The 19,208-nt window shown below is 69.1% G+C and carries 19 protein-coding genes, 1 tRNA gene and 1 other RNA gene; 13 read left to right on the top strand and 8 right to left on the bottom strand.

Annotated features, from left to right (window positions below; genetic code table 11):
* Window positions 1–121: 121 nt before the first annotated feature.
* Window positions 122–206 (bottom strand) — tRNA-Leu (locus ASF20_RS16080).
* Between the two features lie 334 nt (window positions 207–540).
* On the opposite strand from ASF20_RS16080, the gene ASF20_RS16075 reads away from it, so the two are divergent.
* Both ASF20_RS16075 and ASF20_RS16070 read left to right on the top strand, forming a co-directional pair.
* A complete protein-coding gene (locus ASF20_RS16075) occupies window positions 541–1,122 on the top strand; it encodes a YqaA family protein (RefSeq protein ID WP_056215313.1) in 582 nt (193 codons plus the stop codon).
* Window positions 1,123–1,142: 20 nt separating this feature from the next.
* Window positions 1,143–1,631: a disulfide bond formation protein B gene (locus ASF20_RS16070; RefSeq protein ID WP_056275652.1), complete on the top strand. Its 489-nt coding sequence runs from the start codon at window positions 1,143–1,145 to the stop codon at window positions 1,629–1,631.
* A 3-nt stretch (window positions 1,632–1,634) separates the two neighbouring features.
* Here the strand turns inward: ASF20_RS16070 and ASF20_RS16065 are convergent, their stop codons facing one another.
* From ASF20_RS16065 to ASF20_RS16050, 4 genes are all read right to left on the bottom strand, one after another.
* Window positions 1,635–2,117 (bottom strand): DUF1178 family protein, encoded by a 483-nt coding sequence (locus ASF20_RS16065; RefSeq protein ID WP_056275650.1) that lies wholly within the window; start codon window positions 2,115–2,117, stop codon window positions 1,635–1,637.
* A 36-nt stretch (window positions 2,118–2,153) separates the two neighbouring features.
* The gene (locus tag ASF20_RS16060; RefSeq protein ID WP_056275646.1) at window positions 2,154–3,002 is read right to left on the bottom strand and encodes a carbon-nitrogen hydrolase family protein; all 849 of its coding nucleotides are present in this window, start codon (window positions 3,000–3,002) and stop codon (window positions 2,154–2,156) included.
* The gene (gene grxC / locus ASF20_RS16055) at window positions 2,999–3,256 is read right to left on the bottom strand and encodes a glutaredoxin 3 (protein WP_056215299.1); all 258 of its coding nucleotides are present in this window, start codon (window positions 3,254–3,256) and stop codon (window positions 2,999–3,001) included. The genes ASF20_RS16060 and grxC overlap by 4 nt, the downstream gene beginning before the upstream one ends.
* Window positions 3,257–3,350: 94 nt before the next feature.
* A complete protein-coding gene (locus ASF20_RS16050) occupies window positions 3,351–3,707 on the bottom strand; it encodes a response regulator (RefSeq protein WP_003603128.1) in 357 nt (118 codons plus the stop codon).
* A 208-nt stretch (window positions 3,708–3,915) separates the two neighbouring features.
* Here ASF20_RS16050 and ASF20_RS16045 point away from each other — a divergent pair, with 208 nt between their 5' ends.
* Both ASF20_RS16045 and scpA read left to right on the top strand, forming a co-directional pair.
* The gene (locus ASF20_RS16045; RefSeq protein WP_056275644.1) at window positions 3,916–4,824 is read left to right on the top strand and encodes an N-formylglutamate amidohydrolase; all 909 of its coding nucleotides are present in this window, start codon (window positions 3,916–3,918) and stop codon (window positions 4,822–4,824) included.
* A gap of 167 nt (window positions 4,825–4,991) precedes the next feature.
* Window positions 4,992–7,157, top strand: coding sequence for a methylmalonyl-CoA mutase (gene scpA / locus ASF20_RS16040; RefSeq protein ID WP_056275641.1), 2,166 nt, complete (start codon window positions 4,992–4,994; stop codon window positions 7,155–7,157).
* A gap of 93 nt (window positions 7,158–7,250) precedes the next feature.
* On the opposite strand, the gene ASF20_RS16035 is transcribed toward scpA, so the two are convergent.
* Window positions 7,251–8,786: a YifB family Mg chelatase-like AAA ATPase gene (locus ASF20_RS16035; protein WP_056275636.1), complete on the bottom strand. Its 1,536-nt coding sequence runs from the start codon at window positions 8,784–8,786 to the stop codon at window positions 7,251–7,253.
* Window positions 8,787–8,949: 163 nt separating this feature from the next.
* Here ASF20_RS16035 and ASF20_RS16030 point away from each other — a divergent pair, with 163 nt between their 5' ends.
* On the top strand, window positions 8,950–9,213 hold the full coding sequence (locus tag ASF20_RS16030) for a PepSY domain-containing protein (RefSeq protein ID WP_156389713.1): 264 nt from the start codon (window positions 8,950–8,952) through the stop codon (window positions 9,211–9,213).
* A gap of 47 nt (window positions 9,214–9,260) precedes the next feature.
* Here ASF20_RS16030 and ASF20_RS16025 read toward each other — a convergent pair whose 3' ends face one another.
* Window positions 9,261–9,728 carry a DUF5991 domain-containing protein gene (locus ASF20_RS16025; RefSeq protein ID WP_156389712.1) on the bottom strand — a complete coding sequence of 156 codons (468 nt, stop codon included), beginning with the start codon at window positions 9,726–9,728 and terminating at the stop codon, window positions 9,261–9,263.
* 236 nt (window positions 9,729–9,964) lie between these two features.
* Between ASF20_RS16025 and ffs the strand changes: the two genes are divergently transcribed.
* From ffs to ASF20_RS16005, 5 genes are all read left to right on the top strand, one after another.
* An RNA gene (gene ffs, locus ASF20_RS23450) (signal recognition particle sRNA small type) lies at window positions 9,965–10,061 on the top strand.
* Window positions 10,062–10,129: 68 nt separating this feature from the next.
* The gene (locus ASF20_RS16020) at window positions 10,130–12,016 is read left to right on the top strand and encodes a DNA polymerase III subunit gamma/tau (protein ID WP_056275632.1); all 1,887 of its coding nucleotides are present in this window, start codon (window positions 10,130–10,132) and stop codon (window positions 12,014–12,016) included.
* A 67-nt stretch (window positions 12,017–12,083) separates the two neighbouring features.
* Entirely contained in the window at window positions 12,084–12,404 is a 321-nt protein-coding gene (locus ASF20_RS16015; protein ID WP_056215279.1) for a YbaB/EbfC family nucleoid-associated protein, read from the top strand.
* A 113-nt stretch (window positions 12,405–12,517) separates the two neighbouring features.
* On the top strand, window positions 12,518–14,425 hold the full coding sequence (locus ASF20_RS16010; protein WP_082501369.1) for a CHASE3 domain-containing protein: 1,908 nt from the start codon (window positions 12,518–12,520) through the stop codon (window positions 14,423–14,425).
* A gap of 155 nt (window positions 14,426–14,580) precedes the next feature.
* Entirely contained in the window at window positions 14,581–14,913 is a 333-nt protein-coding gene (locus ASF20_RS16005) for a hypothetical protein (RefSeq protein ID WP_056275629.1), read from the top strand.
* A 58-nt stretch (window positions 14,914–14,971) separates the two neighbouring features.
* On the opposite strand, the gene ASF20_RS16000 is transcribed toward ASF20_RS16005, so the two are convergent.
* Complete coding sequence (locus tag ASF20_RS16000; protein WP_056275730.1) at window positions 14,972–16,588, bottom strand: phosphoenolpyruvate carboxykinase; 1,617 nt, start codon at window positions 16,586–16,588, stop codon at window positions 14,972–14,974.
* 426 nt (window positions 16,589–17,014) lie between these two features.
* Here ASF20_RS16000 and recR point away from each other — a divergent pair, with 426 nt between their 5' ends.
* The 3 genes from recR (at window position 17,015) to fmt (ending at window position 19,194) form a co-directional block, all read left to right on the top strand.
* On the top strand, window positions 17,015–17,620 hold the full coding sequence (gene recR / locus ASF20_RS15995) for a recombination mediator RecR (RefSeq protein WP_056215269.1): 606 nt from the start codon (window positions 17,015–17,017) through the stop codon (window positions 17,618–17,620).
* Window positions 17,621–17,726: 106 nt separating this feature from the next.
* Complete coding sequence (locus tag ASF20_RS15990) at window positions 17,727–18,242, top strand: peptide deformylase (RefSeq protein WP_056275626.1); 516 nt, start codon at window positions 17,727–17,729, stop codon at window positions 18,240–18,242.
* Between the two features lie 22 nt (window positions 18,243–18,264).
* Window positions 18,265–19,194 (top strand): methionyl-tRNA formyltransferase, encoded by a 930-nt coding sequence (gene fmt, locus ASF20_RS15985; protein ID WP_056275622.1) that lies wholly within the window; start codon window positions 18,265–18,267, stop codon window positions 19,192–19,194.
* The last annotated feature ends 14 nt before the right edge of the window (window positions 19,195–19,208 follow it).

Raw genomic sequence — 19,208 nt, 5'->3', positions numbered from 1 at the left:
GCCGGCCAAGCTACCCGTGGTGAAGCGGCCTACCGCGCACTAACTTTACCCTTGGACCACCGCATGGGGGCCGATCATTCGTCGCTTTCACGCTCTTAATTGTTGACTTGGTCTCAAAGAATGGTGCGGGTGGTCGGAATCGAACCGACACTCCTTTCGGAACCGGATTTTGAATCCGGCGCGTCTACCAGTTCCACCACACCCGCATTTTGCCGCCGATTCTAGCAAGCGCTCTTTACACCTATACTGCACCTAGAGCGAAATCCAAATATCGTCAGCCTGTTTTTCTTCCCTCACAACCCATTGAAAACACACCGTTTTCGGCTCGTCGCATTTTTCTGTAAAATAGTAGATAAACCACTTTTTGAGTCCGGCGCGTCTACCAGTTCCACCACGCCCGCAGCGGTCGCGTCATCGCACACCTTCCCGGTTTCGGCCAGTGGTGTTTTCTTCGCAGTGCGGTCTGCGAGCGCTCGCCATGGACGGCGCCGTATGGTCAAAGGGCGCCGCCCATCCCCTCCAGCCCTCTCGGACCCCTTTATGATCCGTCGCCTCTACGAGTGGATCCTTGCGCTCGCGGGCAAGCCCTCCGCACCCTACGCCCTCGGCGCGGTGGCCTTTGCCGAGAGCTCGTTTTTCCCGGTGCCGCCGGACGTGATGCTGGTGCCGATGGCGGTGAGCCGGCCGGATCGGGTCTGGTTCTACGCCCTCATCACCACCCTGGCTTCGGTGGCGGGCGGCCTCGTCGGGTACGCAATCGGCGCCCTGCTGTTCGATTCCATCGGCCAGTGGGTGTTTCGGGTCTACGGCCTGTCCGACAAGGCCGCCACCTTCCAGGCCTCCTACGCAGAGTACGGACACTGGGTGATCCTGCTGAAAGGCCTGACGCCGATCCCCTTCAAGCTCGTGACCATCACCTCGGGCTTCGCCCATTACGACCTGTTCTGGTTCGTGGTGCTGTCGCTGCTGACGCGGGGCGCCCGGTTCTTCATCCTGGCGGGACTTCTGGGCCGCTACGGCGTTCAGATCCGGGGGGTGCTCGACCGCCACCTCAACGTGGTGGCGGCGATCTCCGTCGCTGTGATCATCCTCGGCTTCGTGCTGTTCAAGGTGTTGCTCTAGACCAAGGTGATCTTAGAGAGATGGATTACGCTTCACTCCTGCGCCTGCGCCGCGCCGCCCTCCTCCTGCTCGTCGGATCCGTGCTGACGCTCGCGGGCGCCTGGTACTTTCAGTGGGGGCTCGGCTACGTGCCGTGCAAACTCTGCCTGCAGGAGCGGATTCCTTACTACGCGGCGATTCCGTTGGCGCTCCTGGGCCTTGTCCTGCCCGTCCGGGCCACCCGCCTCGTCCTCGGCCTCGCCGCCCTGGGCCTTCTCTACGGGGCCGGGCTCAGCGTCTATCACGCCGGGGCGGAGTGGAGCCTCTGGGCCGGCCCCACCGATTGCGGGGGCGGCGCGGGCGCCAATCCGTCCGACGTCGGCGATTTCCTGAACGCGCTCCAGAGCACGCGCGTGGCCGACTGTTCCACGGCGGCCTGGCGCCTGGCCGGGATCTCTCTCGCGGGCTGGAACGCGCTCATCGCCTTCGCCCTGGCGTCGGTAGCCGGAACCGCCGCGCTGAAGCGCTGAGACTCAATGCCGGTCGTCGGAGGCCGGCGGCAGGGGCGCCACTGCGATGCCCTCGTCCACGAGGGCGCGCGCCTCGTCCAAGCTGGCCTCGCCGTAGATCGCTCGGGTCTCGGTCTCCCCGTAATGGATCCGCCGGGCCTCCTCCGGGAAGCGCGTTCCGACATCGTCGGCGTTCCGCGTCACCGCCTCGCGCATGGCCCACATCAGGGCGCGCAGGCGCTGCTCGGGTTCGGTGAGCGCCAGTTGCGGCGTCGTGTGCGGTGCCGCGGGGATCGAGCCCACCTTCGAGGAGAGCGCCGGCGGGGTGCGGGAACCGCGATCCGTTCGGGCGACCGAGGGCGCCATCATGCTCTTGCCGACCCGGACCGAGCCGCAGACCGGGCAGGAGACGAGTCCGCGCGCCGCCTGCGCATCGAAGGAATCGCTCGAGGGAAACCAGCTCTCGAAGCCGTGCTGGGCCTCGCAGACGAGGGTATAGCGGATCATCGGGTCACGGTTTTCGGAAGACGTGTGCGAGCGGCGTCAGGAAGGGCGTCCCACCCGCTCGATCGTGAAGGGGCGGGCATGCTGCAGGGTCGGAATGCGGGCGCGGGCATCGGCCACGCGGGCGAGGTCGATCTCGGCGAGGATCACCCCCGGCTCGTCCCCGTCGGCGTCGGCCAGGATCCGGCCCCAGGGATCGACGATGAGGGAATGGCCGTAGGTGTCGCGCCCGTCCTCGTGGTGCCCCCCCTGGGCCGCCGAGATCATGAACGAGCCGGTCTCGATGGCGCGGGCCCGATGCAGCACGTGCCAATGCGCCTCCCCCGTCTGCTTGGTGAAGCAGGCCGGCGCCGTCAGGACGGTGGCGCCCGCCTCCGCAAGGGCCCGGTACAGGGCCGGGAAGCGGATGTCGTAGCAGATGGCGAGGCCGATGGCCGCCCAGGGCGTGTCCGCGACCACGGCGCAGGCGCCCCCCGTATAGGTGGCGGATTCACGCCAGCGCTCGCCGTTGGGCAGGTCGACGTCGTAGAGATGGAGCTTGTCGTAGGAGGCGGTGATCGCCCCCTCCGCATCGATCAGGAAGGCGCGGTTGGCGACCTTGTCGCCGTTGCGCACGGCGAGTGACCCGATCTGAATCACGATGCCGCGCACGCGGGCGACGTCGCGCAGGGCCGCCAGCGTCGGGTCGTCGTCCTGGGCCGTGACCTTCTCGAACAGGCTCGCCTTGCTGCGCTCCACCAGGGAGGTCATCTCGGGGGTCTGGACGTAGTGCGCACCGGCATCCGCGGCCTCGCGGACCAGGGCCACCGCGGCGTCGCGGTTGGCGAGGGGCTCGCGGCCCGAGCGCATCTGCACGCAGGCGGCCGTGAATTTCGGCGCGTCGCTCATGCGGCCACCAGGGCGTCGAGCTTGCCGGCGCCGTTCAGGGCATAGAGGTCGTCGCAGCCACCCACATGGGTGTCGCCGACGAAGATCTGCGGCACGCTCGTGCGGCCCCCGGCGCGCTGGACCATGGTGGTGCGCGAGCCGGATGTCCGCTCGACGTCGATCTCGGTGAACGCGATGCCCTTGTCGCGCAGCAGGCTCTTGGCCGCCGAGCAGTACGGGCACCACGCGGTTGTATAGATCGTGACCGGCTTCATCGTCGAAACGCCCCACCCCAATCCGTACAGCATATAGGCGAGCCGGCGGGCTCTTCCTACTGCCTCGATCCGGTGGGGGTGTCGGCGGTTACGCTCAGGCGGCCAGCAGCTTCTCGACCTCGTTGACGAGATCGCGCAGATGGAAGGGTTTCGACAGGACCTTGGCGTCCTTGGGGGCCTTCGAATCCGGGTTCAGAGCCACGGCGGCGAAGCCCGTGATGAACATCACCTTGATGTCCGGGTCCAGTTCGGTGGCGCGGCGCGCCAGCTCGATCCCATCCATCTCGGGCATCACGATGTCGGTGAGGAGCAGCTCGAAGGGCTCCTCGCGCAGGCGATTGTAGGCCGACAGCCCATTGTCGAACGACAGCACGTCGTAGCCGGCGTTCTGCAGCGCCTTGGCCAGGAAGCGGCGCATGTCGTTGTCGTCTTCCGCCAGGAGGATCTTCATCGAGCAGCGTCCCGTACCTTTGATTCGACGTGTTCTTTCCACAAAGCACCGGCTTGGTAAACAGAACGTTGCCGACCCGTCGGGGCGGGGGTGTCCAACGGCACGAGCGGCGGCCTCGCGGCACGCCCGTCCTGCTGGACAGGCGAGTCGGCAACCCGCAAAGTGGGGCGATGCGTTGTCCCGTCCGCACCGAGGCGCCCGCGCCGCGATGACAGAGCCGTTCCAGACCCCCGAAGCGTCCGGGGCGGCAGCCTTCGATCCGCCCTTCACGGTGGACGAGCCGACGGCGCATACCCTCCCCTTCGTCTTCAACACGCCGCATTCCGGCACGGTCTACCCGCCGGCCTTCCTGGCCGCCTCGCGCCTCGACGGGCTCGCGCTGCGGCGCTCGGAAGACGCGCACGTGGACCGGCTGTTCGCCCCGGTGGTCGATCTCGGGGCGCCCCTCATGCGGGCGCATTTCCCGCGGGCCTTCCTCGACGTGAACCGCGAGCCCTACGAACTCGACCCGCGCATGTTCGACGGACGCCTGCCAGCCTTCGCCAACACCCGCTCCATGCGGGTGGCGGGCGGCCTCGGCACCATCCCACGCCTCGTGGCCGACGGTCAGGAGATCTATCGCGGACGTCTGCCGGTGGCGGCCGCGGTTGAGCGGATCGAGGCCCTGTACAAGCCTTATCATCGCGCGCTCCGCAGCCTGATCCAGCGCACGGCGCGCCAGTTCGGGCACGCCATCCTGATCGACTGCCACTCGATGCCGTCGTCGAGCCTCGGGCGCGACGAAGCGGCGCGGGCCGACATCATCCTCGGCGACCGTTTCGGCACCGCCTGCGCGCCGATCCTGATCGACGCCTTCGAGCACCACCTGCGCGCCCGCGGCTACCGCGTTCTGCGCAACAAGCCCTACGCGGGCGGCTTCATCACCGAGCACTACGGCGAGCCGAACGTCGAGCGCCACGCGCTGCAGATCGAGATCAATCGGGGCCTCTACATGAACGAGGCGAGCCTCGCGATCACGCCGGGCTTCTCGGAATTGGTCTGGCACCTGCGCAGCGTCGTGGCGGCCGTCGCCGCCGAGGTTCGGGGTCTTGCCCCCTCACGGATGGCCGCCGAGTAGGGCCCTCCGACAAGAAAGTTTTGGCAGCGGCCCGAAAAGATTTGCCGGCCGCTTGCGCGAAAGTGACGGTTTTGCCGCCCCCATCCGGGCGAAGTCCGGTTAGGAGTAGCCCAGATTGCGCGCGTACCTATAATGCCGGGACGCCGCCGCCGCACGAGCCAGAGCCCATGACGTCTCGCATCCCAGACTTCGCGACCGTTCCCTACGCGGCCGATGCCGTGCCGGCTCCGGTGCCGCCCACGGGCGAGCCCTGGATGACGCCCGAGGGCATTCCGGTGAAGGGCGTCTACGGCCCCGAGGATCGCGAAGGCATCGAGTTCCTCGACACCTATCCGGGCGTGGCGCCCTACCTCCGCGGCCCCTACCCGACGATGTACGTGACCCAGCCCTGGACGATCCGGCAATATGCCGGCTTCTCCACGGCCGAGGATTCGAACGCGTTCTACCGGCGCAACCTTGCCGCCGGGCAGAAGGGCCTGTCGGTGGCCTTCGACCTCGCAACCCACCGGGGCTACGATTCCGACCATCCGCGCGTCTCGGGCGATGTGGGCATGGCCGGTGTGGCGATCGATTCGATCTACGACATGCGGACGCTGTTCTCAGGCATCCCGCTCGACGAGATGACCGTCTCGATGACGATGAACGGCGCGGTGTTGCCGATCCTGGCCCTCTACATCGTCGCGGCCGAGGAGCAGGGCGTCCCGCCGGAAAAGCTCGCCGGCACGATCCAGAACGACATCCTCAAGGAGTTCATGGTCCGCAACACCTACATCTACCCGCCGGCGGGTTCGATGCGGATCATCGGTGACATCTTCGCCTACACCTCGAAGAACATGCCGAAGTTCAACTCCATCTCGATCTCCGGCTATCACATGCAGGAGGCCGGGGCGACGAACGACCTCGAGCTCGCCTACACGCTGGCCGACGGGGTCGAGTACATCAAGGCGGGCCTAGCGGCCGGCCTGACCATCGACCAGTTCGCCCCGCGCCTGTCGTTCTTCTGGGCGATCTCGACGAACTTCTTCATGGAGATCGCCAAGATGCGGGCCGCGCGCCTGATCTGGGCCAAGCTCGTCAAGGAATTCGAGCCGAAGAGCGACAAGTCGCTGCCATTGCGGACCCACAGCCAGACCTCGGGCTGGTCGCTGACCGCGCAGGACGTGTTTAACAACGTCACCCGCACCTGCATCGAGGCGATGGCGGCGACGCAGGGCGGCACCCAGTCCCTGCACACCAACGCCCTCGACGAGGCGCTGGCCCTGCCCACCGACTTCTCGGCCCGCATCGCCCGCAACACCCAGCTCTTCCTGCAGCAGGAGAGTGGCACGACGCGCATCGTCGATCCGTGGGGCGGCTCCTACTACGTCGAGAAGCTGACCCAGGACATCGTCGCCCGCGCGTGGGAGCACCTGCGCGAGGTCGACGAACTGGGCGGCATGGCCAAGGCCATCGAGGCCGGCATCCCGAAGCTGCGCATCGAGGAGGCGGCCGCCCGGGCCCAGGCCCGGATCGATTCCGGCCGCCAGACCATCGTGGGCGTGAACAAGTTCAAGCCCGACGACGACCGCGCCATCGAGTTGATGCGCGTCGACAACGGCAACGTCCGAACCCTTCAGATCGACAAGCTGAAACGGCTCCGGGCCGAGCGCAACCAGGCGGAGGTCGACGCGGCCCTGGCGGCCCTGACGGCAGCGGCGCGGGGGACGGGCAACCTCCTCGAACTCGCCGTGAACGCGGCGCGGGCCAAGGCGACGGTGGGCGAGATCTCGGACGCCTTGGAGACGGCCTGGGGCCGTCACCGGGCTGAGATCCGCTCGATCTCGGGCGTCTACAAGCGGGAGGTGGGTGGCATGTCGCCGGTGGTCGAGACCGTTCGCAAGCTCGTGGAGACCTTCGAGGAAAACGACGGGCGCCGCCCGCGCATCCTCGTCGCCAAGATGGGCCAGGACGGACACGACCGCGGCCAGAAGGTGATCGCCTCCGCCTTCGCCGATCTCGGCTTCGACGTGGATATAGGGCCACTCTTCGCGACACCCGCGGAGGCCGCCCGGCAGGCGGTGGAGAACGACGTCCACATCGTCGGCGTGTCGTCGCTGGCCGCCGGTCACCTGACTCTGGTGCCGGAACTTAAGGCCGCGCTCACCGAGCAAGGCCGCGGCGACGTGATGATCGTCATCGGCGGCGTCATCCCGCCCGGCGACTACGACGCCCTCTACGCCGCCGGCGCCTCGGCGATCTTTCCGCCCGGCACCGTCATCGCGGAGGCCGCCGTGAAGTTGATCGAGGAATTGAACGGGCGCCTCGGCTACGCCGCGCGCCAAGCCGCCGAATAAGGCATCGGGTCGAGCGCACCGCCGCCCCCCCCCGGCGCCTGCGCCCAGGCCTCCGGGGGCTTGACCGCGACCGGACAGGGGCTCCGGGCGCCGTCATGCCGCTGCTGGCTGGTCCGATCGCCCGCGATAGGACAGGGCCTCGGCGAGGTGGATACGGCGGACCCGGGCCTCACCGTCGAGGTCGGCCAGGGTGCGGGCCACGCGCAGGGTCCTATGGAAGCCGCGCGCTGAGAGCCGCATGGTCTCGGCGGCCGAACGGATCAGAGCGGCCCCCTCCTGGTCCAGCGCCGCCACGGCCTCGATCACCGGCGGCGGGCAGGTGGCGTTGGTGAACGTGGCGTCCGGATCGTAGGCGGCGTAGCGCGCGGACTGCAGAGCGCGGGCGGCCGCCACACGCGCCGCCATCTCGGCCGAGCCCTCCAGGGGCGGCGGCAGGATCAGGTCGGCGGCCGTGACCGCCCCGACCTCGATGCGCAGGTCGATCCGATCGAGGAGCGGCCCGGAGATGCGGGCGCCGTACTGGGCGACGCAGCGCTCGTTCGGCCCCCGGCGGCAGGCATAGCCCGGCTCCAGCGCCTGACCGCACCGACAGGGATTCATCGCGGCGACGAGCTGGAAGCGGGCCGGGTAGGTCACCCGGTGGTTGGCCCGCGCGATCATGATCGTCCCGGTTTCCATCGGCTGGCGCAGGGAATCGAGGACCTGGGGCGTGAACTCAGGCAATTCGTCAAGGAACAGCACGCCGCCATGGGCCAGCGAGGCCTCGCCCGGACGGGCGTTGATGCCACCGCCGACCAGGGCCGCCATGGAGGCGGAATGGTGCGGCTGCCGGAACGGGCGCCGGTTCGAAAGGGCTCCGCCCTTCAGTTCGCCCGCCACCGACTGGATCATCGAGACTTCGAGGAGCTCCCGCGGTGCCAGTGGCGGCAGGATCGAGGGCAGCCGCGCGGCGAGCATCGACTTGCCCGCCCCCGGGGGCCCGTTCATCAGGAGGTTGTGGCCGCCGGCCGCCGCGATCTCCAAGGCGCGCTTGGCGCCCTCCTGACCCTTGATGTCACGCAGATCCGGCAGGGCGGCGCCCGGCGCGGCCACCGCCGGCTCGGGCCGGGCCATGACCTGGGTACCCTTGAAGTGGTTGGCGAGCTGGATGAGCGAGCGCGGCGCCAGCACGTCGAGGTCGCCGCCGGCCCAAGCGGCCTCCGGCCCCGTCGCGGCCGGGCAGATCAGGCCGAGGCCGAGGGCGCTGGCGGCCATGGCGGCGGGCAGCACACCGGACACCGCCGTGATCGTGCCGTCGAGGGCGAGTTCGCCGAGAACGCAGTAGCCCGCGAGCGCATCCGCCGGCAGGGCGCCGATGGCGCCCATCACCGCCAGGGCAATCGGCAGGTCGTAGTGCGAGCCCTCCTTCGGCAGGTCGGCCGGGGCGAGATTGACGGTGATGCGCTTGGCCGGCAGGGCGAGGCCGGAGGCGATCAGGGCCGACCGCACGCGTTCCCGGGATTCCGCCACCGCCTTATCGGCGAGGCCCACCACCGTGAAGGCGACGATGCCGGGGGCGATCTGAACCTGGACATCGACGGCCCGCGCCTCGATGCCCTCGAACGCCACGGTGGCGACGCGCGTGACCATGCTGGATCGACCTTCGGGGCGGAAAGATCCGGCGACCCTAGGGGGCGGCGTCCCCGGATACAACCTCTGGGCGCAGCCATCGCGCGACGTCGAGAGGAACCTCATCCGGGCTGAATGGTTCGATGGAGGTCAGAAACATTCCTCGACACAGCAGGGAGACACCATGTCGATCAAGCTCACGGGCCTCGCCGCCCTCGCCCTCGGCCTCGCCTTCACCGGCTCCGCCTTCGCCGACCGGAAGCCGACCCCGGAGGAGCAGACCAAGATCGAGGCCGTCCTGAAGCAGGAAGGCTTCACCAAGTGGAAGAAGATCGAGGTCGAGGACGACGAGATCGAGGTCGACGACGCCATCGACGCCAACGGAAAGCAGTTCGACCTAGAGCTCGACCCCAAGACCTTCGCCATCGTGAAGCGCAAGGCCGAATAGTCCTGCGCACTCCGCAGTGACCTTTCGCCGGAGCATTGCTCCGGCGGTCAGCCCTTGCGGGTGAAATAGGTGCCGGCCGGCGCGGCCGAGCCGGCACCGCTCGGATTGAGCGCCCGCCACTGCGTCAGAACGGTATCGCCGCCCCGACGCATCTCGAACAGGTTCGTCCCGACATCGTAGAGCCGCGTGCCGTAGGCGTTGACCGTCCGTCCATCGCCGAAGGTGTGGAAGGCGACGGACAAGCGCTCGTCCGTACCGCTCGCCTTGCAGACGATGGTCTCGTCGGTCTGGAAGCCCTCGATCCGCAGCAGACAGTCCCGGTTGCCGCGTCCCGGAGCGATGTCGAGGTCGTAGGTGACGACGATCGGCGACCCGCCAACGGTGCGCCCGCCATCGTGCTCGTAGAGGTAACGCCCGGCCCAAGCTCCCGGCACCTGGGGCGCGGCGGATGCCGCCATCAGGCCCGCCACGAGGCCGGTGGACACCATCAGTCTCAAGCCGAACCGCCGCGTCATCGGCATCTCCCTCGTCATCGATCAGGACAGGACGCGGAAGTTGGCGCAGGGATCGGGCGATTTGCGGGCACACCGCGGCCGCCTTCCCCGCCCTGCCCGCACCGGCCTGTCGGGAGTCGCCCTCCGAGGCGCGAAGTCCGGTTGGAATACCCGGAGGCCGCTTGGAATACCCAGAGGCCGCTTGGAATACCCGGAGTCCGCTTGCATCCGTCGCGCGCGGCGGCCATATAGCCCTCGGGAGGTTGGCGAGGGACGTTTCACTCGCCAACCGGGTCAGGTCCGGAAGGAAGCAGCCCTAACGAGACCGAGCGGGTCTTCGTCCAGCCTCCCACCTCGATCGATGCCTCGGGCTCGCGTGGCGGCACCCTCCGACCGGAGCCGCACCAACCCAGCAAGGCGGCATGGACGCGACCTCCGGTCCTCTGAGCGATGCCGGGCTCCTGCCCGGCCTTCCCGAGCCGACCCCGGCCGCCACGCCTTATCGGGTGCTGGCGCGCAAGTACCGGCCCCAGAACTTCGACGACCTGATCGGCCAGGGCGCCATGGTGCGGACTCTGGCCAATGCCTTCGCGGCCAACCGCATCCCCCAGGCCTGGATGCTCACCGGCGTGCGCGGCGTCGGCAAGACCACCACCGCCCGAATCCTCGCCCGCGGCCTGAACTACGTCCGCGACGGCCATCCCGATACCGGCCCCACCATCGCGATGCCGGAGCTCGGCCGGCACTGCCAGGCCATCATGGAATCCCGGCACATGGACGTGCTGGAGATGGATGCCGCCTCGCATACCGGCATCGACGACGTGCGCGGCATCATCGACGGCATCCGCTATTCGCCGGTCTCGGCCCGCTACAAGGTCTACATCGTCGACGAGGTCCACATGCTCTCGGAGAAGGCGTTCAACGCCTTCCTGAAGACCCTGGAGGAGCCGCCGCCGCACGCCAAGTTCGTCTTCGCCACCACCGAGATCCGCAAGGTGCCGGTGACCATCCTGTCCCGGTGCCAGCGCTTCGACCTGCGCCGCGTCGAGGCCGAAACCCTGGTCGGGCACCTCGCCCGGATCTGCGCCGCCGAATCCGTCGAGGCCGACGCGGAGGCGCTGGCGGCGATCACCCGGGCGGCCGAGGGCTCCGTGCGCGACGCGCTCTCGCTCCTCGACCAGGCGATCGCCCACGGGGCCGGCCTCGTCAGCGCCCAGAGCGTGCGCGACATGTTGGGGCTGGCCGATCGCGGGCGCATCGTCGACCTGTTCGAGGCGGTGATGCGCGGCGACATTCCGGCCTCCTTCGCGGAGGTGCGCGGGCAGTACGAGGCCGGCGCAGACCCGGCCGTGATCCTGTCCGACCTCGCGAGCTTCACCCACCTCGTCACCCGCCTGAAGCTGGTGCCGGACGAGGCTGCCGCCGATCCGACCCTGAGCGAAGCGGAGCGGTCGCGTGGGAGCGCGTTCGCGAAGACACTCTCGGTCCGCGTGCTGTCGCGGGCCTGGCAGATCCTCCTGAAGGCGATCCCCGAGGTGCAGACGGCGACCCGCCCGCTGGCGGCGGCCGAGATGGCCCTGGTGCGTCTCGCCTACGCGGCCGACCTGCCGACCCCGGACGAGGCCCTGCGCCAGATGAAGGCCCAGGCCCTGACGGGCCCCGCGGCGGCCTCCGGTGCCGCGGCCCAGGCACTCGCCCAGTCCCCGTCGCCGTCGCCGGCCCCCGCGATGGCCGAGAACCGCCCGGCCCTGCCACCGATCCCGACCTTTTCCGGGGAGGCGCCGCCGCCGCGCCCGGCCCTGACCATGGCGGTCAATGGCGGAGGGTCGCGCCCCGCCCTCGCGAGCCCGGCTCCCGCGCCGCAGCCCGAAGGGCCGCGCCTCCTCCGGTTCACCGACGTCGTCGCCCTGGCCGATGCCAAGCGCGACATCGGCCTGAAGATGGCCCTGGAGCGCGAGGTCCACCTCGTGCGCTTCGAGGAGGGGCGCATCGAGTTCCGCCTCGCCGACGGGGGGCGCCAGAGCATCGCCAACGACCTCGCCCGCGCCCTGGACGCCTGGACCGGCCGGCGCTGGATCGTCGCCCTGTCGAAGGAGGCCGGCGAGCCGACCCTCGACGCCACCGCGCGCGCCGCCACCGAGACCCGCCACCAGAACGCCGCCGCCCATCCCCTGGTCCGCGAGGTCCTGGCCCGGTTTCCCGGAGCGCAGATCGTCGACGTGCGCGACAAGGCGCCCGAGGGATCGCCGGCGATCGAGGCCGCGCCTACCGGCGAGGCCGAGACCGACGAGCCCGACGACGAGACATAGCTTCCGGGGCCGTGGCGCCCCAGATGTGATCCATCCCGGTTCCGGAACGACAGAGAGGGCAGACCCGATGCGCGACCTCATGGGCATCATGAAGCAGGCCCAGGCGATGCAGGAGAAAATGGCCTCCCTGCAGGACGAACTCGACACCGTCGAGGTGTCGGGTGCGTCGGGCGGGGGCGCCGTCCGCGTGACGATGACGGCCAAAGGCCTCGTGAAGGGTGTACAGATCGACCCCGCCATGCTCGTGGCCGACGAGCGCGAGATCCTGGAGGACCTCATCGTTGCGGCGGTCAACGATGCCCGCGGCAAGGCCGAACAGGTTGCAGCCGAGCGGATGGCCGAACTCACCAAGGGCCTGCCGATCCCGCCGGGCATGAAGTTGTTCTGAGACCGTCAACCCGGCAATTCGGCAACATCGATCACAATTTGGTCGCCGAAGCGTTGCCATAGGCTGGTCGGAGTGGAACGTTGGGGCTCCAACGTTCTCCCGCCGGCTGGATCATGAACTTTGATGCGCATCTTCCTCGGGCTACGCCGATACAGCCCAAGGCTGTACCTGGACGCTTCAGGGACATTGCGCCTCTCATCATCGGATTTCTACTTCTGATCGCGACAGCTGCTGCGACAGCCAATCTGGTTGCGGAGCAAGATGCGAACCGAGCCGAACTGCGCCGCAGCGTCCGCATCCGGGACGCCATCTTCACCCTGTATTCCGGCCTCCAGGATGCTGAATCGGGACAGCGCGGGTTTCTCCTCTCGGGCGACGAGACCTACCTCAAGCTCTACGAGGAAGCCGGCGCGAGGACGCCCGGCCGCCTGTCCACCATCGCGGAAGCCGTTGCGCGCAATCCGGGCATGTCGGCGATCATCGCCCGGCTCAGCCGCGCCGCCGAGGCCAAGCTCGGGGAGATGCGCGAGACCGTCGCCCTGCGCCGCACCGGCCAGGTGGAAGCGGCCCTGGCGCGCATGCGCTCCGGCGAGGGCAAGCACCTCATGGACGAGATCCGCTCGCTCTTCGGTGAGGCGCAGGCCGACAATTATCGCCGCCTGATCAGTCGACAGGAACAGGCGGGCGAGGCTGCCCGCCAGGTGCAGCTCGCCGTCGCGGCGGCCGTGGTCCTCATCGTCCTCCTCGGCGCGTACGTGGTGATCGACGCGAGCCGGCGCCATCAGCGGACCCTTCGCGCCCACGCGGCCCTGCAGGAGGCGAACGCGTCCCTGATCGAGGCCGCCGCCACCCGCGACATGCTGGAGGATCGGCTGCGCCAATCCCAGAAGATGGAAGCCCTCGGGCAGCTCACCGGCGGCCTCGCGCACGACTTCAACAACATGCTGGCGATCGTCATCGGCAATCTCAGCCTCCTCAAGCGACGCCTGGAACGCGGAGAGCGGGCGGTGGAGCGCTACGCCGAGCAGGCCCTCAAGGCCGCAGACCGGGCAGCGACCCTCACGCATCGGCTGCTCGCCTTCGCCCGCAAGCAGCCCCTGGCCCCGGAGGCCATCGCCTGCAACCGCCTCATTGCCGCGATGTCCGACCTGCTGCGCCGCAGCCTGGGCGAATCCATCCGGATCGAGACCGTGGCGGCCCCCGACCTCTGGACCACGAAGGCCGATGCCAACCAGCTGGAGAACGCGATTCTCAACCTCGCGGTGAACGCCCGCGACGCGATGCCGAAGGGTGGCCGACTCGTCATCGAGACCGACAACGTCCATCTCGACGAGACCTATGCCGCCCGGAATCCCGGCGTTCCGGCCGGCCCATACGTCCTTGTCGCCCTCACCGACAGCGGCGGCGGCATGCCGCCCGACGTCGCCGCCAAGGCGTTCGATCCGTTCTTCACGACGAAACCCGTCGGACAGGGCACCGGGCTCGGTCTCAGCCAGGTCTACGGCTTCGTCCGCCAGTCCGGCGGCCACGTGGCGATCTATTCCGAACCCGGGCGGGGAACGACGGTCCGGCTCTACCTGCCGCGCCATCTCGGCGACGCCGCCGAGATGGCGCGGGTCACGCCGACGATGCTCCCGGAGGGCTCGGCCCGGGAGGTGATCCTGGTCGTCGAGGACGAGGACGGGGTGCGCGACCTCGCCGTCGCGGCCCTGCGCGACCTGCGTTACACCGTGATCCACGCGGAGGGTGCCAAGGACGCCCTGCAGAAGCTCGACACGCATCCCGAGATCGCGCTGCTCTTCACCGACGTGGTCATGCCGGAGGTCAACGGCCGCGAGCTCGCCCAGGCCGTCCACGAGCGCCGGCCCGACCTGCCGGTGCTCTTCACGACCGGCTATACCCGCAACGCCATCGTGCATAACGGGCTGGTCGACGCCGACGTACAGTTGCTGGCCAAGCCCTATACCCTGGAGCAGCTGGCCCTCAAGGTGCGCCAGGCGATGGTGCGCGAGGCGGCCTGAGCCATCCCGCGCGGGCCCCGTCCGGCACTCCGGCGCGCCGAATCCGTGGTTCGACACACGATCTGCTCCGCCATCAACCGGTCTACGGCCGATAGCCCCGCTTTTCACCGATCGGAGTCGGGCTGTCTTAACGGATGCCCGTGTCTGTTGCAGGCATGGATGAGCATCGCAACGCCGTTCGGGCCCTGACGCATCTGTCCGGTCGTGTTGCCCTCGACGGGGCATCGGCCGAGACGACGCCCTGCCTCGTGCGAAACCTGTCGCCCATCGGGGCCCGCGTCGCCTTCTGCACGGAGGTCGAGGTCCCGGACAGCTTCGACCTCTTCCTCGACCCGGGCGACACCGCCTACCGGGCGCAGACGATCTGGTCCAGCGGGAACGAAGTCGGCGTCCTCTTTCGCGAAGCGCGGGTGAATGCCCCCGAGGTCCTGTGCGACGATGTCCTATGCGACGAGGATCCCGCGCGCGGAGCGACCCCGAAACCGTAGCGCCCCCATCGGACCCCGTGCCGGGACGCGGACGCGCCGCGCCCCGGATGGCCGGCGCTCAGGCGGCCGCGGAGAGCACCGGCTCGGCGGCGCGGACCTCCGCGTCCACGTGGGCGGCGAAGCGCTTGAAGTTCTCCTGGAACATCGTGACGAGGCGCGTCGCGGTCTCGTGGAAGGCCGCCTTGTTGGTCCAGGTCTCGATCGGAGACAACACATCCGTCTCGACGCCCGGCACCGCGACGGGAACCCGGAAGCCGAAATAGGGATCGCGCCGGAACTCGACATGCGCCAGGGAGCCGTCCAGGGCGGCCGTGAGCAGGCGGCGGGTGACCCGGATCGGCATGCGGCGCCCGGTGCCGACGCCGCCCCCGGTCCAGCCGGTGTTCACGAGCCAGCAATCGACCTCGTGATGGGCGATGAGGTCCCGCAGCAGGTTGCCGTAGACGCTGGGGTGGCGGGGCATGAACGGCGCGCCGAAGCAGGTCGAGAACGTCGCCTCCGGTGCGGTCAGCCCGCGCTCCGTGCCGGCGACCTTGGCGGTGTAGCCGGAGAGGAAGTGGTACATCGCCTCGGCGCCGGTCAGCCGAGCGATCGGCGGCATCACGCCGAAGGCATCGCAGGTGAGCATGACGATGTTCTTGGGGTGCGCGGCGCGTCCCGTCGCGCTCGCATTGGCGATGAAGTCGAGCGGGTAGGCGCAGCGGGTGTTCTCGGTGAGCGAGGCGTCGTCGAAATCCGGGACCCGGGTCTCCGGGTCGATCACCACGTTCTCCATCACCGTGCCGAAGCGCTCGGTGGTGGCGTAGATCTCCGGCTCGGCGTTGCGCGAGAGACGGATGGTCTTGGCGTAGCAGCCGCCCTCGAAGTTGAAGATGCCGTCCTGGCTCCAGCCATGCTCGTCGTCGCCCAGGAGCTGGCGGGAGGAATCGTTCGAGAGGGTGGTCTTGCCGGTGCCCGACAGGCCGAAGAACAGGGCCGAGTCGCCGGCTTCGTCGAGGGCCGCGTTGGCCGAGCAGTGCATCGGCATCACGCCAGCGCCGGGGAGCACATAATTGAGATACGTGAAGACCGATTTCTTCATCTCGCCGGCATAGGCCGAGCCGCCGATGAGGACGAGCTTGCGCGCGAAGTCGATGGCGATCACCGTCTTCGAGCGGCAGCCGTGCCGGTGCGGCTCGGCCTGAAAGCTCGGCAGGTCGATGATCGTCAACTCGGGGACGTAGTCCGCAAGGGACGCGCGATCCGGCCGGATCAGCAGGTTGCGGATGAAGAGGGAGTGCCAGGCGAGCTCCGTGTACACCCGCGCATTGACGCCATGCGACGGGTCGGCCCCGCCGCGCAGGTCCTGCGCGAACAGCTCACGGCCCTCCGCATGGGCGAGGAAATCGGCGTACAGGGTCTCGAACTGCTCGGGCGTGATCGCGCCGTTGTTGTCCCACCAGATCTCGTTCTCCGTGGCGGCGTCGCGCACCACGAACTTGTCCTTGGGCGAGCGGCCGGTGTGGGACCCGGTGGTGGCCACGAAGGCGCCGCCGCGGGCGAGCTGTCCCTCGCCGCGGGCCAGGGCTTCCTCGTAGAGGCGGGGAACCTCGAGGTTCCAGTGGACCGCCTTCAGGTTGCGCAGCCCGATGGCTTCGGAACCGTGCGCTGCATTGAATTCGCCGATATTGGTCACGCTCATCTCTCCTCGGGCACCTGATCGCGTCGCCACCCATCACCGGGAGCCGTCGGCTCTCCGACGTCGTTCGGCTTTCGAGCGTCCGCGTGGTTGGTCAGGTCCACCGCGCGCAGGTTCACCGCTCGAAAGCCGCGCCCTTCCTGCATAGAGACGGACGATTTGCCGTCAATCCGCTTGTCAGCCAACAAAAAGACTTACATGAACCGGATGAACGACGAAGTCTCCTTGGAAGCAGGCCGGTGCGGCAGGTTCTTTCGCCGCGTTTTCGCGACGCCGGGGGGCGAAATTTCGGGCCGGAAACCCTATTTCGGACGAGGCTGAAGAGCCGGTCGCACCCGTTCGGCACCGCCGTACCGTCCCATCCGCCCGCCTGCTCCGTAATCTGCCGCGTGGGTGTCCCAACCGTCACGAGAATTTGCGTCCATGGCACAAGCCGTCGCCGGTCCCGAGATCGAGCGCCTGATCCAGCTTCTGGCCCGTATGCCGGGTCTGGGACCTCGCTCCGCCCGCCGCGCCGCCCTGCAGCTCATCAAGAAGCGCGAGACGCTCCTGGCGCCGCTGGCGGACGCGATGCGGGTGGCCTCGGAGCGGATCGTCGTGTGCCAAGCGTGTGGCAACGTCGATACGCGCGACCCCTGCACGATCTGCTGCGACGAGAGCCGCGACCCGGCCACACTGGTGGTGGTGGAGGACGTTTCGGACCTCTGGGCCCTGGAGCGCTCGGGGGCGGTGACGGCTCGCTACCACGTCCTCGGCGGCGTGCTCTCGGCCCTCGACGGCGTACGGCCCGAGCATCTCAACCTCGACAGCCTCGTGGCCCGCGCCGCCGACCCGGCCATGCGGGAGATCATCCTGGCCCTCAACGCCACCGTCGACGGGCAGACGACCGCCCATTACGTCACGGAATCCCTGAAGGCGCACGGGCTCAAGGTGACCCGCCTCGCCCATGGCGTCCCGGTCGGGGGCGAACTCGACTACCTCGACGAGGGCACCCTCACCGCCGCGATCCGCAGCCGAACCCCGTTCTGACTCCGGACCACGCGGAGCCGGTATTTGACCGGACTCCGGCGCGCCCGTATCTGCGGGGGCTCAAGGCCGCCGCCCGCCCCGCACCCGTTGCAAGTCCGATCGCCCCATGACCATCCGCCCCCTCGTGATCCTGCCCGACGCGCGCCTGCGCCTTGCCTCCGAGCCGGTCGGCCCGGTGACCGACGAGATCCGCACGCTCGCCGCCGACATGCTGGAGACCATGTACGACGCTCCCGGCGTGGGCCTCGCGGCGATCCAGATCGGCGTACCGAAGCGCATCGTCACCATCGACACCTCGAAGAACGAGAACGACCGCCAGCCGCAGGTCTTCCTCAATCCCGAGATCGTCTGGGCCTCGGAGGAGAAGCGGATCTACGACGAGGGATGCCTGTCGATCCCCGAATTCTACGGGGAGGTCGAGCGGCCCGACCGCGTGCGCGTCCGCTTCCGCGACCTCGACGGCACGGAACAGGAGATCGAGGCCGACGGCCTGCTGGCCACCTGCATCCAGCACGAGATCGATCACCTCGACGGAGTGCTGTTCATCGACCATCTGTCGAAGCTGAAGCGTGACCGGGTGGTGAAGAAATTCGCCAAGGCGGCCAAGCGCGGCGACGTCTGAGCCGGCTTCGGGAGTAGGAGCCATGCGCGTCGTCTTCATGGGCACGCCGGATTTCGCGGTGCCGACCCTGGCGCGCCTCGCCGCCGACGGCCACGCCATCGCGGCGGTCTACACCCGTGCGCCGGCCAAGGCCGGACGCGGCATGGCGCTCAAGCCCTCCCCCGTGCAGGCGATGGCCGAGAGCCTCGGCGCGCCGGTGCTGATACCCGCGAGCCTGAAGGGACCTGAGGCTGCCGCGACCTTCGCCGGCCACGGGGCCGATGTCGCCGTGGTGGTCGCCTACGGCCTGCTTCTCCCCCAGGCGATCCTCGACCTGCCGCGCCACGGCTGCCTCAACCTGCACGGCTCGCTCCTGCCCCGCTGGCGCGGCGCCGCCCCGATCCAGCGTGCCGTGATGGCCGGCGACGCGCAGAGCGGCGTCGGCATCATGCGGATGGAGGCCGGCCTCGATACCGGCCCCGTGGCGCTGGAGGCGCGGATTCCCATCACCCCCGGCATGACGGCGGGGCAACTCCACGACGCGCTGATGCCGCTCGGCGCCGACCTCATCGCCCGCGCGCTCCGGGATCTGGAGCGGGGCACGCTCGCCTTCACGCCCCAGGCCCAGGACGGCGTGGTCTACGCCCACAAGATCACCAACGAGGAGGCCCGCATCGACTGGACCCGCCCGGCCCACGCGGTCGCCGACCACGTCAACGGCCTGTCGCCCTTCCCCGGCGCCTTCTTCGAGGCGGATTTCGGCAAGGGCCCGGAGCGCGTCAAGGTCCTCTCGGCCGAGGCCGTGCCGGGCTCCGGCGCTCCGGGTACGCTCCTCGACACGGACGGCACGGTTGCCTGCGGCGAGGGCGCCGTGCACCTGTGCGCGCTGCGCCGCGCCGGAAAGGGGGGCGTCAGCAGCGGGGCCGAGTTCGTGCGCGGCACCCACCGGACGCCGGGCACGCGGCTGGCATGACGGGACCGGGCCGC

Source organism: Methylobacterium sp. Leaf88, assembly GCF_001422795.1.
Taxonomy (GTDB): Bacteria; Pseudomonadota; Alphaproteobacteria; order Rhizobiales; family Beijerinckiaceae; genus Methylobacterium.
This window is presented reverse-complemented; position numbering and strand designations above follow the sequence as displayed.

What these genes read in the sequence shown, in the direction of transcription:
- ASF20_RS16075 (WP_056215313.1), top strand. Translation starts at nt 541, where the DNA reads ATGATCCGTCGCCTCTACGAGTGGATCCTTGCGCTCGCGGGCAAGCCC.
- ASF20_RS16070 (WP_056275652.1), top strand. Translation starts at nt 1,143, where the DNA reads ATGGATTACGCTTCACTCCTGCGCCTGCGCCGCGCCGCCCTCCTCCTG.
- ASF20_RS16065 (WP_056275650.1), bottom strand. Translation starts at nt 2,117, where the DNA reads ATGATCCGCTATACCCTCGTCTGCGAGGCCCAGCACGGCTTCGAGAGC.
- ASF20_RS16060 (WP_056275646.1), bottom strand. Translation starts at nt 3,002, where the DNA reads ATGAGCGACGCGCCGAAATTCACGGCCGCCTGCGTGCAGATGCGCTCG.
- grxC (WP_056215299.1), bottom strand. Translation starts at nt 3,256, where the DNA reads ATGAAGCCGGTCACGATCTATACAACCGCGTGGTGCCCGTACTGCTCG.
- ASF20_RS16050 (WP_003603128.1), bottom strand. Translation starts at nt 3,707, where the DNA reads ATGAAGATCCTCCTGGCGGAAGACGACAACGACATGCGCCGCTTCCTG.
- ASF20_RS16045 (WP_056275644.1), top strand. Translation starts at nt 3,916, where the DNA reads ATGACAGAGCCGTTCCAGACCCCCGAAGCGTCCGGGGCGGCAGCCTTC.
- scpA (WP_056275641.1), top strand. Translation starts at nt 4,992, where the DNA reads ATGACGTCTCGCATCCCAGACTTCGCGACCGTTCCCTACGCGGCCGAT.
- ASF20_RS16035 (WP_056275636.1), bottom strand. Translation starts at nt 8,786, where the DNA reads ATGGTCACGCGCGTCGCCACCGTGGCGTTCGAGGGCATCGAGGCGCGG.
- ASF20_RS16030 (WP_156389713.1), top strand. Translation starts at nt 8,950, where the DNA reads ATGTCGATCAAGCTCACGGGCCTCGCCGCCCTCGCCCTCGGCCTCGCC.
- ASF20_RS16025 (WP_156389712.1), bottom strand. Translation starts at nt 9,728, where the DNA reads ATGACGCGGCGGTTCGGCTTGAGACTGATGGTGTCCACCGGCCTCGTG.
- ASF20_RS16020 (WP_056275632.1), top strand. Translation starts at nt 10,130, where the DNA reads ATGGACGCGACCTCCGGTCCTCTGAGCGATGCCGGGCTCCTGCCCGGC.
- ASF20_RS16015 (WP_056215279.1), top strand. Translation starts at nt 12,084, where the DNA reads ATGCGCGACCTCATGGGCATCATGAAGCAGGCCCAGGCGATGCAGGAG.
- ASF20_RS16010 (WP_082501369.1), top strand. Translation starts at nt 12,518, where the DNA reads ATGAACTTTGATGCGCATCTTCCTCGGGCTACGCCGATACAGCCCAAG.
- ASF20_RS16005 (WP_056275629.1), top strand. Translation starts at nt 14,581, where the DNA reads ATGGATGAGCATCGCAACGCCGTTCGGGCCCTGACGCATCTGTCCGGT.
- recR (WP_056215269.1), top strand. Translation starts at nt 17,015, where the DNA reads ATGGCACAAGCCGTCGCCGGTCCCGAGATCGAGCGCCTGATCCAGCTT.
- ASF20_RS15990 (WP_056275626.1), top strand. Translation starts at nt 17,727, where the DNA reads ATGACCATCCGCCCCCTCGTGATCCTGCCCGACGCGCGCCTGCGCCTT.
- fmt (WP_056275622.1), top strand. Translation starts at nt 18,265, where the DNA reads ATGCGCGTCGTCTTCATGGGCACGCCGGATTTCGCGGTGCCGACCCTG.